Genomic DNA, 14,497 nt, shown 5'->3' with positions numbered 1-14,497 from the left:
GCCTACAAAATGCAAGTTGGCAAATGCAGTACGGGGGGTATATGACCTGGTTTATTGACCGGCGTCTTAACGGCAAAAACAAGAGCACGGTGAACCGCCAGCGCTTCTTGCGTCGTTATAAAGCGCAAATTAAACAGTCTATCTCCGAGGCCATCAACAAACGCTCGGTGACCGACGTCGACAGCGGCGAGTCTGTCTCCATCCCCACTGATGACATCAGCGAACCGATGTTTCATCAGGGGCGAGGCGGCCTGCGCCATCGCGTACACCCAGGTAATGACCACTTCGTTCAGAACGACAGAATTGAGCGCCCTCAGGGCGGCGGAGGTGGTTCAGGAAGCGGTCAGGGACAGGCCAGCCAGGACGGTGAAGGTCAGGACGAATTTGTCTTCCAGATTTCAAAAGATGAATATCTCGACCTGCTGTTCGAAGACCTGGCGCTGCCGAATCTGAAGAAGAATCAGCATCGTCAGCTTAATGAATATAAAACTCACCGCGCGGGCTATACCGCCAACGGCGTGCCCGCCAACATCAGCGTCGTACGTTCGCTGCAGAATTCGCTGGCGCGGCGTACGGCCATGACGGCAGGAAAACGTCGCGAGCTGCGCGAGCTGGAGAGCAGCCTGAAGGTGGTGGAAAACACGGAACCGGCGCAACTGCTGGAAGAGGAGCGCCTGCGTATAGAGATTGCAGAGCTGAGGGCGAAGATCGAACGGGTACCGTTTATCGACACCTTTGACCTGCGCTACAAGAACTACGAAAAACGCCCTGAGCCCTCTAGCCAGGCGGTGATGTTCTGTCTGATGGACGTGTCCGGCTCGATGGATCAGGCAACCAAGGATATGGCGAAGCGTTTTTATATCCTGCTCTACCTGTTCCTGAGCAGAACCTATAAGAACGTGGAGGTGGTCTATATCCGCCACCACACCCAGGCGAAGGAGGTGGATGAACATGAGTTCTTCTACTCTCAGGAAACCGGGGGGACCATCGTCTCGAGCGCGCTGAAGCTGATGGATGAAGTGGTCAAAGAGCGCTACGACCCGGCGCAGTGGAATATTTATGCCGCGCAGGCGTCGGACGGCGATAACTGGGCCGACGACTCACCGCTGTGTCACGAGATTCTGGCGAAGAAAATTCTGCCTGTGGTGCGTTACTACAGCTATATCGAAATCACCCGCCGCGCGCACCAGACCCTGTGGCGAGAATATGAGCATCTGCAGGCGATGTTCGACAATTTTGCCATGCAGCATATCCGTGACCAGGATGATATTTATCCGGTGTTCAGGGAGCTGTTCCACAAGCAAAGCTCAACAACCTCTAACTAACCCTTGTTAATCAGCCAGTTAGCTTTGTTTTACTGGCTGATTAACTATAGTTTTCACGTTTAAAATTATCCATGATTTTCATTGTCTTAGTTTTTATTTTGGGGAAGGCGGTTTAGTGGTTATCCGGTTATATCGTGGGTAACTTGTCATCCCCTATAATGTTAAGGGTGTGAGTCAGTACGCCATATACAGTTACATCATCCAGCGCGTCGCCTTCTATCGCTTCACCATCTTCAGTTATCAATGCTGACCCGTAAAGCTTTGCAAACTCGTTCCTATTATCCATTCTGACCAATACCGTATCTCCCTGCTCTGGTCTTAGTGCAACGTTAATCACAGCCCAGCCACACGTCGTTTCTATTACTCTGCAGTTCCCATCAATTCCGCATAGCAGATCGATGGTTAGCCGCTGTTCTTGATAATCCATAGCCGGTGAGGGAAATCCCATCAGAAAACCCTCCCCATGTTGCGCAATATCCAGTAACGGTTATCACTACCGTCCTTCGTCTTATCAGCAAAATCTGGCTGGTATCTCTCAATCCATGCGTTAGCGTCTGCTTGGCTGAAATGCCAGTTTCTTTGACGTAGTTCAGTTATGAACTTATCTGTATTAAGACAAAGGTAGCCCTTTGGATTCTGTTGGATTGACGCTATAAATGCGGCGTGGATATCAGGTTGACGAGGCATAAGAGCACCCTCACTTCATTATTGACTGTATGTATATACAGTAGTATTTTTGGTTTTGCAGATCAAGTTTGCAAGGAGGATCGTGATGTTTGTTGAGCTGGTTTATGACAAGCGAAATGTTGAGGGGCTCGAAGGAGCCAGAGAGATCATTCTGGCCGAGCTGACGAAGCGGGTGCACCAGATTTTCCCTGATGCCGAAGTGAAGGTGAAGCCGATGCAGGCAAATGGCTTGAATAGCGATGCCAGCAAAAGCGATCGGGAAAAACTGAACCGCATGCTGGAGGAAATGTTTGAAGAGTCCGATATGTGGCTGGTTTCTGAGTTCCCGACTGTTCGCCAGGTTGGCCTTTAAATTTTACTCGGGTAATATTCCCGACGTTTGCTCGGGCATGAACACTGAGCAACCAACCGTCGCCCATCTTATGCAAAAATGGGCGGCGGTTTCCTCAGCTTCCAGACTGCAACGCTTCGACCTGTTTCTTTAAATCTTCTATTTGAACCATTAACGCCAGAATAGCTTCATGGTGAAGCGCTGCGGCCGCTCCTGCTACATCTACCGATAGCGTATCTTCAATCTCTGTGCCGTCATCAAGGATAGTCTTACCACCAGTGAAAACCGCTGTCGGGATCACTTCCATCAGTTCCTGAGCGATAAATCCCTGGCCCGGAGGTGCGTTATCCAGTCGTTCCCATGTATAGCCACGTAACATTTTCATTTTCTCAAGCGGAGACTCTATCTGCCTGATATTTGTTTTAATGCGACGGTCGGAATTATTGACCCATGATCCGTTATTAGCCGTGGCGTTACCACCCTCAGAAAAAATCCATGTGACCCATGTACCGTTGGCTTTATCTATCCCTATAGCCATGTCCTGGATGTTCGTGCTGCCACCACGTCTTGCCCCGATATACCCGGCATCGTTAAAATACTGGAATGAATTCCTGCCAATAACACCTCCAATAGTGCCAGTGTCAAATGACTGCATTCCTACTTTATTGCCCGCGTTAGGCGAATATGCCGATGTAAAAAGTGATGATGTTGTCAGCGTTCCCCCGCTCTTCCCGTTCACCGTGCCGAGCCGCGAATCATCACCGGCGGCGACTGTTCCCGCAGCTGTTCCAACATCCCTGGTGGCGCTGTTTCCTAAACCGAGGTTTGTGCGAGCTCCTGATGCGGTTGTCGAACCTGTGCCGCCCTGTGCTACAGACAGCGCTGTAGTGAGTCCGCTTAGAGAGGTGATGTCGCTGTTTGCACCTTTTGCCGCCTTGCCTGAAAGGGATGTGGTAATGCTATTCCAGGCTGGCCCCGTCCATGTCGTTCCATCCGGCAGGGTTACCGTTACATTTCCGGTTCCGGAAAAAATGCTTTGCCAGTTCTGTTTATCGTAATTAAGTCCACGCAGCGCTTCAGCACTTTGCGCCACCAGCGCGGCAGTAACCATGTTCAGCGCCACACGGGGAACCGCTGACCAGGCCGCCCCGGCTTGAGTAGGTCCAGTAAAGTTGCTGACCAGCGTAAGTTGCGCATTACTCTCTACCGATTTTACGGGCAATGTATACGACACGCCGCCCACAGTAGAGACAACAAAGTCACCTGCTGCGAGTTCGGTTGCGAATGAGGTTCCGGTACCGCCAACAATAGCGGACCCATTTGTCAGGGTGATAGTTCCTGCAGACATATGCGCTCCTTTCGGGCAATAAAAAACCCCGCCGGAGCGAGGTCAAATTTTTGAGGATAAAAACCCTTTTGTGTTTGAGAAAAAACACATCATTAGATTAAAATTCACCCATAACAACAAAAGGGAATTACATGAAAACTCGTCTTTTACTCACAGCCATTACATTTTTTATGTTTGGCTGCTCTGGCCATGAAAGAGAATATAATTTCAAAATGGATTACCCAGTTGATGCAGCACGCTTATCACTTGGTGGTGATATTCACGTCAACATCGACTGTGTAAAAAGGAAAGTTAACGTTATTTCAGATAGCAGCAATGGTATTTTTAGCCGTCATGTTAATAAGCGACTGAGTAATATTTGCTATAAAAAAGCAGATAATTTTGATGTTGTGTACAGGTTCGAGCCAGCGAAGGGGGTTAGGCAAAACATGATCGCTACGCATTATCCCCGCGTTCCACCTGCATCAAATGCCGACAAACTGAGCGATGGGGATTCGTAACCCACGCCCCTGAAGGGTCTGGCTCCAGCTGCGCTGATTTTTTGAGATGTATCGGCCCTGCAGCTGCGTGCCAGTCCACTTCAGAGCAATGCCTGAGTAACCTGTTACCCCTCCATCATCACTGAGGTTTCCTGGGCAGTTATTCACCAGAATCCACGGGGTAAAGCTCAGGTTTAACACAAAGGTATTGTTCTGAAGATCATAGTTTGCCGGGACGTCAAAGAAGCCAACAACCCTGGGCATTTTCGATGCTGAAGCTGCGCTCCATATGAGGTTTCCGGCGCTATCGAAAACATCCAGGTAACCGCTCTGCATTCCGATGTTTCTCGTCGTGCGGATCATGCTGCCTGCATTGTCTTCAAGAAGCTCAGCTCCGGGTAAACCATATTTGTTTACATCCAGTTTAAGCCACCGCAATGTTCCGTCATTCCAGAATTGTTGCTGGGTGTAACCCAGCGTACTTCCGTCTCCAAACGGGCTATCCACGCGGTAAAACCCTTTATCCGTAACAGCGCCCAGCGAGCGCTGATCATAAAAAAGGGTGGACCTGTTTTGTGAGTCAACGAGCAACTTTCCGGCACTGTTGTAAACTTCGAATCCGCTCATTGAAAGTTATAAACCTCAACTGTGAAAGTGAATGCTGGACTACCTGTGATCGGTAAATAGAATGCAGTGAAGCCGCCATTAAAAGCGCGGCAGTAATATTCATTCACAGTTACTCCCGTCGTTACAATCGTTATAAATGAGCCATCCTGAGTTATACCCGAAAAGTAAACGTCTTTAACCGTTTCTCCTGCAGCAAACGTCACAGAAGTGCTCCCTATATACCTGATTGCATAATCAGTTAGATCTACAGCAATACGCCCTGCACTATCCCAACATTGTAAACCCTGTGGCATTACCATAACCCCATTCTGACGCGCAGCACGTTGTTGCTGTCGTAAATCTGAATAAGAGTGCTGGATATCAACATTCTCCCCCCTCCAGCCACGCCGTTAATTTCGAACGTTCCGCTTTTATCAATTCGCCATCCCTGCGACCCTGCAACATAATTGTTGGACTGTATGAAGTTGCCGATTTTGGCATTGGTTATCGTGCCATCCTGAATAAACGCTGAGCTGATAAATACCTGGCCATTTACCACGGCGAACGGTGAATACTGGGTATCACCACTGCCACTCATCAGCACGAACTGATTCGCGTTGAAACCTACGCGGGTAACGATCGGCTGTCCTGCCTGCGCCAGCACTGCAATAGACATCCCGGCGTTATACATGATGCCGTTTATCCTCACGCCTGCTTTGAGGGTATAAATCGCCGAAGCGCCGGAGGCATCAACGACGGCGGTAAGCTTATCCTCCAGTGCTGCAGTGACGTCCTCTATCTGCGCCTGTACCTGCGTTGACAGTTCGGCCATTGCCTTATCCACCTCAGCAATAGTCGTTTTAACAACAAGAATATCGGCGCGCACTTCCCCGTATTGTGCCCACTGGTGTTCAACTGCTCCGTGGTTCGCCAGGGCGTTCTGAAGAATTCCCTCAATGTTGGTATCGATATCACCGGTGAGGCGTTCCCCGTCGGCAGAGGTTAGAAAATCGTCTGCGATATCACCCAGATAATCATCGGCGTTATCGTTAGACATCCCTCTTATCCAGTCGGTATACCCTGACTCGTTACCCGTTCTGTCAACCAGCTGCGCGCGGTACCAGAATTCCTGCCCTGCTTTAAGGCCGAGCTGGGTGTATTCAGCAGATGGATAAGGCACGTCTGAGAGCAAGAGTGGATCTGAAAAGTCACTGTTGGCAGTGTACTGAATTTCCGTTTTTAGCGTATCGCCGGTGTTTGCCGGGAAACCCCAGTTAAGACGAATCCCCCAGTTAATGCCCGTGGCCGTGAATCCTACTGGCTTAGGTGGATTGCCAACTTTGCCGGTCAGTGTCTTCTCTTCTGAATATCCCCATCCTGAGGAAATTTCAGCGGCATTAATTGCGCGCACGCGCACCAGGTAGCGCCCCGCATAAATCCCCGGGACGTCAAATGACGTGGTGGAGCTGCGCGGCATGTTCACCCAGTTTCCGTCATTGCGGCGCCACTGCCCCTCATAGGCGATAGCGTTCTGCGCCTGGTCCCAGCTGACGCGCATCGTTTCGACGCTGATATTCTGCTGAACCACAGAAAACGAGCTGATCACGATGTTAGCTGGCGGTGACTGATTACCAGGAGGTATTACACTTATTGGCCGCTGGTCGATAATTGCGCCAGTATCGATACGGGCATATTTATCCGGATCGTGCCATGCGGCGGTGATCGAGAAGGTGCCATTATCGTTATCGGTTACGCTGACAACGCGGTACTGCTGCGCGTAGAGCTCGTCCGATTCCACCACCCAAACAGCTTCGGCCTGAGGCGTCTCACTGTATGCCGTGGTGACTGTGACTGATTCACCGTTCACGGCCTGAATGGTCCTGCTCTGCGATGCCCCGGAAGGTAAGTTGAGAATAAGGCGATCACCTGCTGCCGCATCTGCCACGCGGTCAAGTTTGATAACGCGACCGTTAACGGCGCTGATACGGCCACCCATAACCTTTCCTGAAAGCAGCTCGTCTGCCACAGCTATGATGTAGCCCGGCTGCGGAATGTTTCCGTCCAGACCGACATCAAACGAAACAACGCGATCCTTGTTGTTGGTGAGGATACCCCAGCGGCCTTTTCGGTTTGCTTCAGACTGCCTGGTACAGCCGATGGCTGTCATTTCCAGTTGATTGAAACCGTACCGCGCCACCAGCGCCTGCTCAAATACCGGCTCCATCGCGTCGGCGTAAGCATTACCGGGATCAGACCATGATACCAGCGCAGTGGTGTAGCGGCTTTTCGTGGTGCTGCTCGAATAGGTGAAGCGACCGCCAACAACGTTAGCGCGCGTGTAGCTGTAATCAACATCGCGCGGCATGTCAGCCAGGGCAACAATCTGATCCCCGCCCCAGTAGGTCATACCTCGGAAGATAGCAGCAAAATCACGCAGGACTGTGTAGGCGTCGTTACGGTCCTGGATGTACACGTTGCAGGTATAACGTGGTTCGGTACCGTTGCCCCCTTTGCCGTCTGGTACCATCTGATCGCAATACTGGGCAACCTGATACAGCGTCCATTTATCGATATTCGCAGCGGTCAAACGGTGACCGAGGCCGAACCGGTCAGAAACAACCAGATCGTAAAAAATCCACGCCGGATTATCCGTCCATGCCCACTTAAACGCACCGGTCCATGTCCCGCTGTACGTTCTTGTTTCGGGGTCATAGTTATCTGGTACACGAATAACACGCCCGCGAGGCTCGCAGGAGATCTGCGGGATAGAGCCGTTAAACTGGCTGGAATCGAATTCGATGTAGAGTAGCGCTGTGTTGGGATAGCGTAACTTGGCGTCAATCACCTCAGTGAAGCTCTGCAGCGTCATCGTGTCGCCGATCTTCGCGCTGTTGGCGTCAGAGGTAATCTTACGCAGACGGATTGTCCAGGTGCTGCCAGCCTGCGGTAAATCAATACGATGGCTGCGCTCATAACCAGACGTCGTTTTTCCGGTCACGCTGGTATTGAGTACCGTCTGCCACGCGCCGCCGTCCGTCTGCAGGTCAATCGCATAATTGACCGAGTAACCCACCAGATCGCCGTCGTCCTCCTGTTTGAAAAGCGAGGGCCATTTCAGACGCAGGCGAACTGCTGAAAGCTGCGTATTGGTAAAGGTGCGAGTCCATGCTGTAGCGCTTGATACCTCAGTTCCCACGCTGATTTCGTTTTCGGTACCGGGAATACCCTGAATATATTTTTGCGCCTGCGTTCCCGCGCGAAACTCCCACGTCACGCCGCTGAAGTTTTGGGAGCCGTCAGCATTTTCCAGGGCCGTTCCGTCCAGGTAGATATCTTTTCCGGTTAGCTGCCCTGCAAACTCCCCTTCCCCAAGCGCAACAAGGATTTTTGCCTTCGCTACAGATTGCAGATCATCAGGCTGTTCGGTAGGGGTTCGGGAACTTGAGCTGCCGCCCTTGCGGCCCTTTAACACTTTATCTGTAGCCATATTGCGCCCATAAAAAAGCCACCCGAAGGTGGCCAGAAAAAAGGTTAGTTATCTACTGCTGATCTTCGACATAAATTCCGGCAGAAATAATCGCTCCGCCTATCCGCCGGCGACCATAAAGGAGCGGTACCGGGTATCCTTGCGCCGCGGTGTTTGTTACACCACCGAATGCGTATGATGCACGGTTATCTGCGCTTTGTTTGCTGGCTAATCCGGTTGGTTGGGGTGATAGCATCTGGACGACGCCACCAAGGATCAGAGCTCCACCAGCCTGATAGAAAAATGGTGAAGCTCCAGCAAATGGCGTGAAATTTAATACCACCCCAACGGCCACCAATACAGCACCTAAAATAGTTTGTAATACACCTGCTTTTTTACTTCCAATCGGCACTGGAACGATTCTTATAACCTCACCACTGACAGGAAATCCTAATTCATCAACGCCAATATTTTTCTTCCCGCAAAAAACCGCATAAGAAAGCCCTCTTTGCTTACTTGTATTCATGAATTTTTCGAAACCATTAATCGTAGCAGATAAGGCTTTGCAAGCTTCTTTGGTTGTGCTTATTGAGCGATGATGTGTTTTACCAAAAGTCTTTCCCAGAACGCCGCCAAGTTCAATGCGAGTCATTACATCTGACATGAATCACCCCAATAAAAAAGCCACCCAAAGGTGGCCTTTTCCTGTTAAATATCAACGCTAATTTATCGACATCGGGAGTATATCTACATTCCCACTTTGATCGATAAATATCCTTAAAAATCGAGGAGTGTTTTCTTTTATTGAAAACTCCCGTTCTTTTTTAGGTGCACCATTACATAGGCCTTTACCGGCAAACCCAGCCCCAATCAATACATCGCCAGGGTTTAAGTACGCAGTGACTTTTTCACCTGTATCAAGTTCAGCCAAATATTTACCATTGATATAGGTTGTTATAGCGCATCCACCAGCAACGAAACCTTTATCGCGAATGATAGTTACGGCAGTTGTGTTTGTTGACTGTTGAAACTCTTTCGGTGCTGACACTTCTTTTGCATACTGCGGGAGAACAGGCTCAGTCGAACAACCAGCCAAAATTAACAACGAAAATGCCAATAATGATTTTTTCATATCCCTATCCCCTTTGGTTTTGCAAAAGGTTAGCACAGAGATTTGTAACGTAGAATCTTCATCGTCCTTTCCTGCCAGTAACCCCCATACGGTACGCGCTGGCTCAGATGGCCGTATAGGTGGTGCAGCAGCATATTTCCCTCCAGCAGAATTCCCGCGTGATTCCACTTATCGGCCTGGACCTGCATGATCACCATATCGCCGGGTTTCGGTGGCCCATCGAATTCACGGAATCCGCACTCATACCAGCAATCCTGATAGAAGTTGTCCGGATAGTCGCTTTCCCACCAGGGATAATCCACACGGTAATCGTGGAGCTCGATACCATGCGTTTGCCGGAAATAGCTCATTACCAGCCCCCAGCAGTCGAAGTGTCCAAGCACAAACGGACGCTCCAGCAGCGGCAGTTCTCCGCGCGGCTGGATGGTGCGTAAATCACCCTCCGGCCAGCTCACAATATGCCAGGGTAAAAGCGTTGCATCGCATTGCGCTTTATCCAGTTCGCTCGGTTGCGTTGTGGCGTCAGGGTGACTGTGAACGATGGCGATCACCGTTCCCCAGTCCTCAGCAGCTGCGTAGTCTTCGGGGCAAAGGACAAAATTGTCCTCCGGCGCCGCGGCAAGATTCCGGCACGGGAAATAACGTTCAACGCGGCTTTTCTGCGCCACCACGCCGCAACACTCAAGAGGATATTCAGCTGCAGCATGCGCAATAATCGCATCGATGGTGTTCTGACGCATATCAACTCCTGATCAAAGACGTGCCCGGGAAGCCACCAAACGAGAGTTCGTTATTTTCGCCGAATCGGAGTTTGCAGGCCGTCAGCGTGCCGTTGCATTCATCCAGCGACGGATCGCTTACCGGGTTGTTGTTTTTGTCGAAATAGCGGGTGCCGGCATAGTCGCAGCCGTCGCCTGTACGATATTTATTCCGGATGCACCAGGTACACAGGGAATGAAGCTGTCGCGTCGGGATCATTTGCCCCTGCAGGTCCATCGGGCTGGACAGAGCAAATTCAACGGTTTCACCGGCGAGCTCGCCCGTTTTCCCGTCGATATACCACACCTGCAGCTTTTCCTGAGTCGGGTCTGCTGTGGGGTTGCCGTCTGCGAAATTTCTGGCATCGAGATATTTCTCTTTTGTGTCATGAATAGTGACTTTCGCCTGCAGCAGATCGTCATACGCAAGACACAGGGCTGAAATGGAGCTTTCGATGTTCGCAACCGTCAGGGATGGCGTTGCATTGCTCCCACTGGTTGATTTCTCCAGACCTTCCAGTTGATATGGCCAGGCGGCATATTCATTTCCCTGCCACCAGATTGGTTTCGCCGGAAGCTTGGACTCATCCCCACCAGCGGCGATGATTTCCGCTTCTGTGTGGGGAATGCGGTAATTGTGAAAGCGGAGAACGTCCGTTAGCCCAAAGGAAGAACCGTCCACCTCAATCAGACGAACATCGTTTCCGGATTCCAGCTTCTGATAATCTGCGTTTAAGCTCATGGTTTAAATGCCTGGATGAATGTTGCTTCAAGGTTGAATTTCCCCGCGCCCAGCCCGGTGGGTTTATACGTTTCGCAACGATACAAACCCAAAGGCTCGAGCGGCGGCTTCCACTGAAAGGCTTTCGTTCCTTCATGCCTGTCGAGAAAAGACTTAATGGCAGAAATGTAGGTTTCGTTGCCAGTGAAGTTAAGCGTCCACTGCTGAGTTCTGGTGTTCAATCCATCCCCTGAAACCTGCTCATATCCATCGCCAAACTGGGCTTTCCTGACGCGGAAACTTGTATCAGCCTCCGCGTTAATCCGTGGGCACCAGGTGAAAGTTTCAATGGCCATAATTATCGGGTTCCTTTCATTGCGTTCCATATGTCGCCGCCGGGACGAATGTCACGCATCACATTCTGCTTATAACGTCGATCAACAAATTCCCCGACCTCGGCACCAAATTGCTCAAGGCCTGACGAGGCTTGAGTTTGAGTGTTGCCGTTGCCATCGATGGTGATATAAACCTGTGGCGCCGAAGATACAGACTGACCGCCGCCACCTCCGACCGCACGAACGCCGAGAGAACCATCCGGCGCGCGGGTAAGCGGCATGATCGCCTCCGGCCCAGCCTCGCCCATGATTCCGGCCCCGCCTTTTGCGAAAGCGAACATGGTGGGGTTTCTGACGATCCCATTACTAAAAGCGCTCAGAGATGGAGAGTCATAAACGCCGCCTTTGGCGTTAAACTGGAAGTTCGATCCGTAACTGGAAACCGCCGTACCGGTGCTGACTGATGCTCCCGCCCCGCCCCCGAAGAAGCTGCCTACACTGCCGATGAGAGAGCCAAAGATGCCAGAACCGGAAGAGGCCCCACCCATCGCGCTAACCACCGCCATCTGCAGAGCCACTTTTTCGATAATCTGCAGGACAGAAATACCCCACGATTTCCAGCTAACCTTATTGCCTTCTAACATTGAGGTGACGTTACCAAACGCGCTGTCGAGTGTGGTTTTAACCCCATCAGAAACCGTGCCGGATACGTTACTGATTTCATCAAACCAGTTTGCATAGCCGCGTGATACTCCGGACATCCAATCCGCTTCAGCTGCTGCAATAGCCTTGTATTTCTTATCCAGAGCATCGAGGGCTGCGGCGCGCTGCGCGATGGCCTCGGTACCGCCGTCCGTTTTAGCAAAAACACGGTCGATCTGTTGCGTCTCGTCGAACCTGCTGCGCTGGCGATCGCTCATGCCTGCAGTTTCGGTTGTCAGCGTCGCCTCATCCCTGAACTTTCGGGCCGCTTCAGTTAAATCCTTCAGGGCATCAGCTTGTTCGCGCTGCTTGCGCACGTTCTCGTCGGCTTTTTGCGTCCATTTTGCCAGCTCTGCTGATGATGCCTGGATCGCCCTGCGCTGCTCGTCGGTCCATTTAGTGCCTGCCTGGTGCGATGCAGCGTAAAGCTCCGAGGCTTTTTCGCCTTCCGTGGCCCGAACGCGTTGCACGTCAATAGCCACGCTCAGATCGGCCATTTTCCGGGAATACTGTTCGGCGGTGCTGGCCGCTTCGCGCTCGGCTTTACTCTGCGCATTTGAGGCAGCAGTGGAGGTTTTTTTTGCTTCTGCAGCTGCTGCATCCTTTTTGGCTGCCTGATCCTTGTTGTAGATGTACTGTGTATAAAGCGCCCCAGTCAGCTTCAGGTCTTCTGCTTCGTAGACGTGCTGCTGATGGAGTTTCTCTAATCCGCTTAAGCTGGCCAGCTCATTATCGCGGCGCGAGCGCTCCAGTGCGGTTTGCTGTTGAGGCGTTGCGTTCGCCAGTGAGACGACGGGCCCGGCATATTGCGGCGGCTTGGCGCCAGCGGTCGCTGACATTGAGCGGTTAAGCAGGTCATACGCACCTTTCAGGATTGAGACGGCACCAGCCTGTTCGATAGCCTTTTGCGTGGCCAGGTCACTGGCGTTGTTTACCAGCTTCTGCGTTTGCTCAACTTTTGAGGCTGCCTGTTCGCGCTGGTACTCCAGCTGGTTCAGCTTGTCGGTCAGCTCGATGTTTTTGGCCGTGATGTCGGCCTGGTCCATGAAGGTGTTGATCAGGGTCAGCGTCGGATGGCGGTTGTAGTCCTGCTGGATTTGGTCAACCGCCTTAAGGCTGTCTTTCACCTTCGCGATCTGAGAGTCGAGGTCGGCCAGGTCCTGCTTTTGCGCCTGTAAAGATGTACGGGCATCAGCCGCGGTCGAACGCAGGCCAAGCACCGACATCTGCTGGAGCTTGGTGTTGATCTCGTCAAGGTTGTTGGCAAAACCTACCGCCTCACGGTGCACCTGCTGGGTATGCTGATAAAGGCCATACATCGCGGCGCCGGCACCGATAATCACTCCAGGCCATCCACCGAGAATACCCAGCACCCCACTACCCAGCCGTGACATTACCGAGGCTGTATTGGTGAGGTTGTTAACTGCAGAAGCCCTGCCAGCAAGCGCTGTATTTAGTGATGCCTGAGCTGCAGCAAGATTACGCTCAGCGACAATCTGAGCCTCAATACTCGTCGCCGCTGCACGCGCCTGTTGAGCGCGGTAAACAGCCTGGCGACCAGCAGCAACGCTAACCTGAGCTCCACGGACCTGAGCCTGCGCCAGCGCGACCTCGGCGGCCGTATTAGCGAGGACTGCCCGGGTTGACTGAGCAACGCTGCCGACCATGTTGCCAAAATAACGAGCGAGGCCAACACCAACCAGAAGACCGGCTGTATTTGCCACATCATCGATGTTATTCGCCAGACCATCCAGCACGCCAGAAAGCGTGGATGATGCGCCGACAGCATCATTCGCCCCGCCAACCCATGCGAGAAAGGCGTTTTGCACTTTCTGTGCAGATCCGCTGATGGATGCAGGAAGGGTGTCGAATTCTTTACGGAGGATCTCAACGTTGGTCAGCAGCGGGACGATCTTGTTGGTCGTCAGCTCGCCGTTGTTGGCCATATTTCGCAGGCCACCAACAGTGGTACCCAGCCCATCAGCCAGCAGTTTCGCCAGGCGGCCACCGTTCTCCATGATGGAGTTAAATTCTTCACCTCGCAAAACGCCTGAGCCAAGTGCCTGGCTAAGCTGGGTGATAACAGAACTCGCCTCTTCGGTACTGGCGCCAGACAGCTTCAGTGAGGTTGCTACGGTTTCCGTCACTTTTGCGACGTCAGCAGAAGCGTAACCGGCATCTCGCAGGGACTGCGCAATTCTGCTGTACAGGTTGCTGTTTGCCTCGAGTGATGTTCCGGTGCGCTGGCTAATCTCCATCAGCACGCGCTGGGATTGCACGTAATCCTCACTGGAAGAGGACGCAAGGCGAAGACGCCCATTCAACTGGTTCCACGTGTCGGCAAACTGAATCAGCTGATGCGTGGCAAATGCACCAGCCCACGCACCGGCAAGCCCTGCAGCAGAGGATCGCACGGTTGCAAGCTGAGAATTCAGGTCAGCCAAAGACCGCTGAGTTTCACGCGTGGCCGCTGCAGCTTTTTTCCCGCCCTGTTCCATAGTGCGGTAGTAATCGGTTCCCATGCGGGACGCTCTGGCGATCTCTGACTGGAAAGAAGAAGAGTTCGCCGAAATTTTGATGATTAGCTCGCGCAGCGTTGCCATATTT

General features: G+C 52.0%; 15 protein-coding genes. 3 read left to right on the top strand and 12 right to left on the bottom strand.

The features are described 5' to 3' along the window. Nucleotides 1–41 precede the first annotated feature (41 nt). A complete protein-coding gene (locus tag FOY93_RS09120) occupies nucleotides 42–1,325 on the top strand; it encodes a YeaH/YhbH family protein (protein ID WP_143344989.1) in 1,284 nt (427 codons plus the stop codon). Nucleotides 1,326–1,452: 127 nt separating this feature from the next. Here FOY93_RS09120 and FOY93_RS09115 read toward each other — a convergent pair whose 3' ends face one another. Beyond that, entirely contained in the window at nucleotides 1,453–1,773 is a 321-nt protein-coding gene (locus tag FOY93_RS09115) for a hypothetical protein (RefSeq protein ID WP_143344988.1), read from the bottom strand. Next, complete coding sequence (locus tag FOY93_RS23700; RefSeq protein WP_049111667.1) at nucleotides 1,773–2,012, bottom strand: hypothetical protein; 240 nt, start codon at nucleotides 2,010–2,012, stop codon at nucleotides 1,773–1,775. Before FOY93_RS23700 ends, FOY93_RS09115 begins: the two co-directional genes overlap by 1 nt. A gap of 85 nt (nucleotides 2,013–2,097) precedes the next feature. On the opposite strand from FOY93_RS23700, the gene FOY93_RS09105 reads away from it, so the two are divergent. Then, a complete protein-coding gene (locus tag FOY93_RS09105) occupies nucleotides 2,098–2,364 on the top strand; it encodes a DinI family protein (RefSeq protein WP_023292714.1) in 267 nt (88 codons plus the stop codon). Nucleotides 2,365–2,458: 94 nt separating this feature from the next. Here FOY93_RS09105 and FOY93_RS09100 read toward each other — a convergent pair whose 3' ends face one another. After that, the gene (locus FOY93_RS09100; protein WP_143344987.1) at nucleotides 2,459–3,691 is read right to left on the bottom strand and encodes a tail fiber domain-containing protein; all 1,233 of its coding nucleotides are present in this window, start codon (nucleotides 3,689–3,691) and stop codon (nucleotides 2,459–2,461) included. 131 nt (nucleotides 3,692–3,822) lie between these two features. On the opposite strand from FOY93_RS09100, the gene FOY93_RS09095 reads away from it, so the two are divergent. After that, nucleotides 3,823–4,191, top strand: a complete 369-nt coding sequence (locus FOY93_RS09095; protein WP_143344986.1) for a hypothetical protein — start codon at nucleotides 3,823–3,825, stop codon at nucleotides 4,189–4,191. Here the strand turns inward: FOY93_RS09095 and FOY93_RS09090 are convergent. From FOY93_RS09090 to FOY93_RS09050, 9 genes are all read right to left on the bottom strand, one after another. Continuing rightward, complete coding sequence (locus tag FOY93_RS09090; protein WP_143344985.1) at nucleotides 4,156–4,797, bottom strand: hypothetical protein; 642 nt, start codon at nucleotides 4,795–4,797, stop codon at nucleotides 4,156–4,158. The genes FOY93_RS09095 and FOY93_RS09090 overlap by 36 nt on opposite strands. Continuing rightward, entirely contained in the window at nucleotides 4,794–5,000 is a 207-nt protein-coding gene (locus FOY93_RS09085) for a hypothetical protein (RefSeq protein ID WP_232057381.1), read from the bottom strand. Before FOY93_RS09085 ends, FOY93_RS09090 begins: the two co-directional genes overlap by 4 nt. A gap of 89 nt (nucleotides 5,001–5,089) precedes the next feature. Then, a complete protein-coding gene (locus FOY93_RS09080; protein ID WP_143344984.1) occupies nucleotides 5,090–8,263 on the bottom strand; it encodes a TipJ family phage tail tip protein in 3,174 nt (1,057 codons plus the stop codon). A gap of 52 nt (nucleotides 8,264–8,315) precedes the next feature. Further along, nucleotides 8,316–8,906 (bottom strand): tail assembly protein, encoded by a 591-nt coding sequence (locus FOY93_RS09075; protein WP_143344983.1) that lies wholly within the window; start codon nucleotides 8,904–8,906, stop codon nucleotides 8,316–8,318. Nucleotides 8,907–8,963: 57 nt separating this feature from the next. Continuing rightward, on the bottom strand, nucleotides 8,964–9,374 hold the full coding sequence (locus FOY93_RS09070) for a hypothetical protein (protein ID WP_197737690.1): 411 nt from the start codon (nucleotides 9,372–9,374) through the stop codon (nucleotides 8,964–8,966). A 29-nt stretch (nucleotides 9,375–9,403) separates the two neighbouring features. Beyond that, nucleotides 9,404–10,114: a C40 family peptidase gene (locus FOY93_RS09065; RefSeq protein WP_143344981.1), complete on the bottom strand. Its 711-nt coding sequence runs from the start codon at nucleotides 10,112–10,114 to the stop codon at nucleotides 9,404–9,406. A gap of 1 nt (nucleotide 10,115) precedes the next feature. After that, nucleotides 10,116–10,874 carry a phage minor tail protein L gene (locus FOY93_RS09060; RefSeq protein ID WP_143344980.1) on the bottom strand — a complete coding sequence of 253 codons (759 nt, stop codon included), beginning with the start codon at nucleotides 10,872–10,874 and terminating at the stop codon, nucleotides 10,116–10,118. After that, nucleotides 10,871–11,209: a phage tail protein gene (locus FOY93_RS09055; RefSeq protein WP_000963855.1), complete on the bottom strand. Its 339-nt coding sequence runs from the start codon at nucleotides 11,207–11,209 to the stop codon at nucleotides 10,871–10,873. The genes FOY93_RS09060 and FOY93_RS09055 overlap by 4 nt, the downstream gene beginning before the upstream one ends. Nucleotides 11,210–11,211: 2 nt before the next feature. Then, nucleotides 11,212–14,493 carry a phage tail tape measure protein gene (locus FOY93_RS09050; RefSeq protein WP_143344979.1) on the bottom strand — a complete coding sequence of 1,094 codons (3,282 nt, stop codon included), beginning with the start codon at nucleotides 14,491–14,493 and terminating at the stop codon, nucleotides 11,212–11,214. Between the last annotated feature and the right edge of the window lie 4 nt (nucleotides 14,494–14,497).

It is taken from the genome of Enterobacter sp. 18A13, from assembly GCF_007035975.1.
In the GTDB taxonomy this organism is placed as follows: Bacteria; Pseudomonadota; Gammaproteobacteria; order Enterobacterales; family Enterobacteriaceae; genus Enterobacter; species Enterobacter vonholyi.
Note: the sequence above shows the minus strand (reverse complement) of the source record. Positions and strands in the feature narration are given on the sequence as shown.